Raw genomic sequence first — 4,227 nt, forward strand, 5'->3', positions numbered from 1 at the left:
GACCCGGTCGATCGGCTCGACCTCGCCCCGGTAGCGCTCCCCCGCCCGCGCGTCGAGCAGGACGCCCCGGCGGGCCAGCGCCGCCGCGTCGTCGGCCGCCAGCAGCCCCGCGGCCCCCGGCTCCGGCTCGAAGTCGCCCGCCTCGGGGGCCGGGATCTCGGTGGAGAGGGCACCGCCGGAGGCCGTCCACGCCGCGAGGCCCCCGTCCAGGACGCGTACGTCCGTATGCCCCGTCCAGCGCAGCAGCCACCAGCCGCGGGCCGCCGCCCACCCCTGGCCGCCGTCGTAGACGACCACCGCCCGGTCGGCGCGGACCCCTGCTCGGCGCATCGCGGCGCCGAAGGCCGCGACGTCCGGCAGCGGATGGCGGCCCCGCTCCCCCGCCGGTCCCGCCAGCTCGCTGTCGAGGTCGATGTAGACGGCGCCGGGGAGGTGCCCGGCCTCGTACTCCGGGCGGCCGGGCGGCCCGCCGAGCTGCCAGCGGATGTCCAGGAGAACCGGCGGGCGGGCCGCCGCCGACTCGCTCGCGAGTTCGGATGCGGTGATGATGGCATTCATAAGGACCATCCTCGCGCAGTGACCGGCGCCCGTGTCCGGCGTTCCGGCCCCGTGGCGGCGATGGGCCGATACCGGACGGCAACGGCGCCGAAACGGATGCGACATGCCGATTCGGGCAGGCTCCGGGGGGAACCCGCCAAATCCGGCGCGGCCGGGGCGCACACCACGACAGGCGGTGCGAACATCTGGACTGGCCCCGTCCCCGTACCACCCCGCGCGCCGACGACCGGCCCGGGCGACACGGCCACCACGATGGTCCGAGGAGAGAGTGACGATGACCGAGGAAGCGACTCGGCGCACCCCTGGAACGCCATGCTGGACCAGCCTCATGGTGCACAGCCTGGCCGCGACGCAGGAGTTCTACAGCGGCCTGTTCGGCTGGACGTACCACTCGGGTCCGGGGCAGCTCGGTCCGTACGTGCGCGCCGAGCTGGACGGCCGGCCCGTGGCCGGCATCGGCGAACTGCCGCCCGGCCGGCAGCTGCCGGTCTCCTGGACGACGTATCTCGCCAGCGACGACGCCGACGCCACGGCCGAGCGGATCCGGTGCTGCGGCGGCACGGTGGGCGTCGGCCCCCTCGAAGCCGAGGAGGAGGGGCGGCTGGTGATCGCCATGGACCCGTCCGGCGCGACGTTCGGCGTCTGGGAGGGCCGCCGCCACCTCGGCGCGCAGGGCGCGGGCGTGCCCGGCACGCCGGTCTGGCACGAGCTGCTGACCGCCGAGACCACGATGATCGCCAAGTTCTACGAATCCGTCTTCGGCTATGAGACCGAGGCCGTGGTGGCGGCGGACTTCGACTATCTGACGCTGAACGTGAACGGTGCTCCCGCGGCCGCGATCCACGGCGTCGGCAACGCGCTCCCGCGCGACCAGGGGCCGCGCTGGATGACGTACTTCGAGACGGCGGACACGGACGCGGCGGCCGGCCTCGTCGCCGAGCTGGGCGGGCAGGTGCTGGCCCCGCCCCGCGACGCCGCGCCGGGCCGGCTGGCCACGGTCGCGGACCCGGAGGGCGCGGTCTTCAGCCTGCTCCGCAGCGACACCCCCGCGCCGCAGGCCGGCTGAGCGCGCGGCGGCCGTACGGGCACGGGCTCAGGTTCGGACGGGCCCCCGCGCGTACGGCCAGTGCGCCTCGGCGTCCACCGGCAGGACGTCCGGGGAGAGCGCCCCGGCCCCGGCGGCCGCCGCCGTCATCCGGCGGATGTGGTGGCGGCGGCACAGCACCTCGTAGCCCACGGTGTCCTGCGCCCCGTCCACGTCGCCGACGACGACCTGCGCTCCCTCCACGACCATCTGGCCCGCCACGGTGCGGGCGTTGTGCGTGGCCCGCGCCCCGCACCAGCACAGCGCCTCCACCTGGAGCACCTCTATGCGGTCGGCGAGTTCGACGAGCCGCTGGGAGCCGGGGAAGAGCTTGGTGCGGAAGTCCGTGGTGATGCCGAACGCGAAGACGTCGAGCGCGAGGTCGTCGACGACGCGGGCCAGCTGGTCGATCTGGCCGGGGGCGAGGAACTGGGCCTCGTCGGCGATGACGTAGTCGGCCCGGCCGCCCGCGGAGAGGTGGGCGACGACGTACGCGTAGAAGTCGAAGCCGTCCGCGGCCTCGACGGCCTCGGTGACCAGCCCGAGCCGGGAGGAGAGCTTGCCCTCCCCCGCCCGGTCGTCGCGGGTGAAGATCATCCCTTGCAGGCCGCGGGCCGAGCGGTTGTGCTCGATCTGGAGGGCGAGTGTGCTTTTGCCGCAGTCCATCGTTCCGCTGAAGAACACCAGCTCGGGCATGAGGGGGTGGGGGCCTTTCGGTCGTACGGGGGCGTGGGGGATCGAGAGCCGGGGGGAACAGAGGTTCAGGGGCGTACTTCGAGGAGCGGGACGAGCTGCTCCACGGGGGTCATCGAGCCGTGCAGGCCGACCATCGCCGACTCGTTCGGCTCGGTCTGCGAGGCGACAATGGCGATGTCGTCGCGGGCGGCGGCGACGACGTCGCCGATCCGGCCGCGCACCCGCTCGTCCACGCCGTCGCCCGGCCGCCCGAACCAGCCGGCCTCGATCGCCTCGTCGCGGCCCGCCACCCACATCTGCTCGCCGAGCACCTCGCGCCAGCAGGCCAGCACATCGCCGGCCGCGCCCGGCACCGCGTACACATGGCGGCAGCGGCCCTCGCCGCCGAGGAGCGAGACGCCCGCGCCGAGCTCCCAGTCCTCGTCGAAGTCGATGCGCGACTCCGGGTCGAAGGGGACGTCGATCATGCCGTGGTCTGCGGTGATGTACAGGACGGAGCGGGGCGGCAGCTGCTCGGCGAGGCGCTGGGCGAGCCGGTCGACGTACATCAGCTGGCCGCGCCACTCGTCCGAGTCGACGCCGAAGCGGTGGCCGTTGCCGTCGACCTCGCTGTAGTAGGTGTAGACGAGCGAGCGGTCGGCGGCCCCCAGCCGGTCGGCGGAGAGGTCCATGCGGTCCTCTCCCAGCTGCCGGCCGTGGAACGTGCCGCCGCTGAGCGCGATCTTGGTCAGCGGGGTGTGCTGGAAGTCCGGGGCGGACACCTGGCAGGTGTGCACGCCCGCGGCGTCGGCGAGCTGGAAGACCGTGGGGTAGGGCTGCCACACATACGGGTCGGTCCAGGGCCGCCAGCGCAGCTGGTTCATCAGCCGGTCGGTGGCCGGGTCGCGGACCGTGTAGCCGGGGAGGCCGTGCGCGCCGGGCGGCAGCCCGGTGCCGACGGAGGCCAGCGAGGTCGCCGTGGTGGAGGGGAAGCCCGCCGTCATCGGCTGCCCCGTGCCGTTCATGGAGCTGCCGAGCAGCGAGTGCAGGAACGGGGCCTCGGCGGGGTGGGCCTTCAGCAGCTCCCAGCCGAGGCCGTCGATCAGGAAGACGCAGACGCGGTCGGCGGGCTCCAGCTGGAGGCCGGAGGTGATGCCGGGGACCTCCAGGCCCGCCGCGACGGCGGGCAGGAGGTCGGACAGGGCGCCCGTGCCGTAGCGCGGGAGGGGGGCGGAGCGGGGGTCGAGCGGGTTCGGGTCCTGCCAGGAGGTGGCGGGGCCGGAGGCGTAACCAGTCATCAGCGGCCGGTCGCCGCCGTCGCCTCGGACAGGGACTGCGCGAACGCCAGGGTCTGGCGCACGGTGTCGGGCCCGTCCCCCGCCTCGCTGACGCGCAGGCTCAGGTCGTCGGCGGTGGAGGAGCCGGTGTAGCCGTGGTCGGCCTCGCAGTTGGGGTCGCCGCAGGCGGCGGGCTCCAGGTCGAGGCGGGAGACCGCGCCCCAGCCGATGGTCAGCACGACTTCGCGGGGCAGGGTGCCGGGGGTGTACGACTCGGGGTTGGCCACGACGCGGCTGAGCACCACCGAGGAGATCCGGCCGAGCTTCACGGACTCGGTGGACGTGGTGGCGTATGGCGACGGCGAGGTGCCGTCGGCCGCCTGCTCGTCGGTGTGGCTCACGATGAAGCGGGTGTCGGTCAGCACGAGGACCGTGACATGCCGTCGGACCTCGTTGGAGTCGAAGGTCGTCTCCTGATGAACCAGGTAGGACACGACCGGCTCACCGCCCACGGCGGCCTCCACCGCCTCGGCCACGAGGGCCGGGTAGTAGCCGCTGCGCTCGATCGCCGCGCGCAGCCCTTGGGTCGTCGTACCGGTCTTCGCCATACGCCCATCCTACGGGGCGTATGGG

The 4,227-nt window shown here is 74.1% G+C and carries 5 protein-coding genes; 1 reads left to right on the plus strand and 4 read right to left on the minus strand.

Annotation, left to right across the window (positions count from 1 at the left end; all coding sequences use genetic code 11):
- Positions 1-558: sulfurtransferase (locus tag ACFU99_RS35200; protein WP_384400136.1), on the minus strand; the 558-nt coding region annotated here is incomplete at its 3' end.
- 274 nt (positions 559-832) lie between these two features.
- On the opposite strand from ACFU99_RS35200, the gene ACFU99_RS35205 reads away from it, so the two are divergent.
- Positions 833-1,624: a VOC family protein gene (locus ACFU99_RS35205; RefSeq protein WP_384400139.1), complete on the plus strand. Its 792-nt coding sequence runs from the start codon at positions 833-835 to the stop codon at positions 1,622-1,624.
- 27 nt (positions 1,625-1,651) lie between these two features.
- Here ACFU99_RS35205 and ACFU99_RS35210 read toward each other — a convergent pair whose 3' ends face one another.
- The 3 genes from ACFU99_RS35210 to ACFU99_RS35220 form a co-directional block, all read right to left on the minus strand.
- Positions 1,652-2,338, minus strand: a complete 687-nt coding sequence (locus ACFU99_RS35210) for a thymidine kinase (protein ID WP_384400142.1) — start codon at positions 2,336-2,338, stop codon at positions 1,652-1,654.
- Between the two features lie 65 nt (positions 2,339-2,403).
- Positions 2,404-3,615: an alkaline phosphatase family protein gene (locus ACFU99_RS35215; RefSeq protein ID WP_384400145.1), complete on the minus strand. Its 1,212-nt coding sequence runs from the start codon at positions 3,613-3,615 to the stop codon at positions 2,404-2,406.
- Entirely contained in the window at positions 3,615-4,202 is a 588-nt protein-coding gene (locus ACFU99_RS35220) for a DUF5998 family protein (protein ID WP_384400148.1), read from the minus strand. Before ACFU99_RS35220 ends, ACFU99_RS35215 begins: the two co-directional genes overlap by 1 nt.
- Between the last annotated feature and the right edge of the window lie 25 nt (positions 4,203-4,227).

It is taken from the genome of Streptomyces sp. NPDC057654 (assembly GCF_042800135.1).
GTDB lineage: Bacteria > Actinomycetota > Actinomycetes > Streptomycetales > Streptomycetaceae > Streptomyces.

What these genes read in the sequence shown, in the direction of transcription:
- ACFU99_RS35220 (WP_384400148.1), bottom strand. Translation starts at nt 4,202, where the DNA reads ATGGCGAAGACCGGTACGACGACCCAAGGGCTGCGCGCGGCGATCGAG.
- ACFU99_RS35210 (WP_384400142.1), bottom strand. Translation starts at nt 2,338, where the DNA reads ATGCCCGAGCTGGTGTTCTTCAGCGGAACGATGGACTGCGGCAAAAGC.
- ACFU99_RS35215 (WP_384400145.1), bottom strand. Translation starts at nt 3,615, where the DNA reads ATGACTGGTTACGCCTCCGGCCCCGCCACCTCCTGGCAGGACCCGAAC.
- ACFU99_RS35205 (WP_384400139.1), top strand. Translation starts at nt 833, where the DNA reads ATGACCGAGGAAGCGACTCGGCGCACCCCTGGAACGCCATGCTGGACC.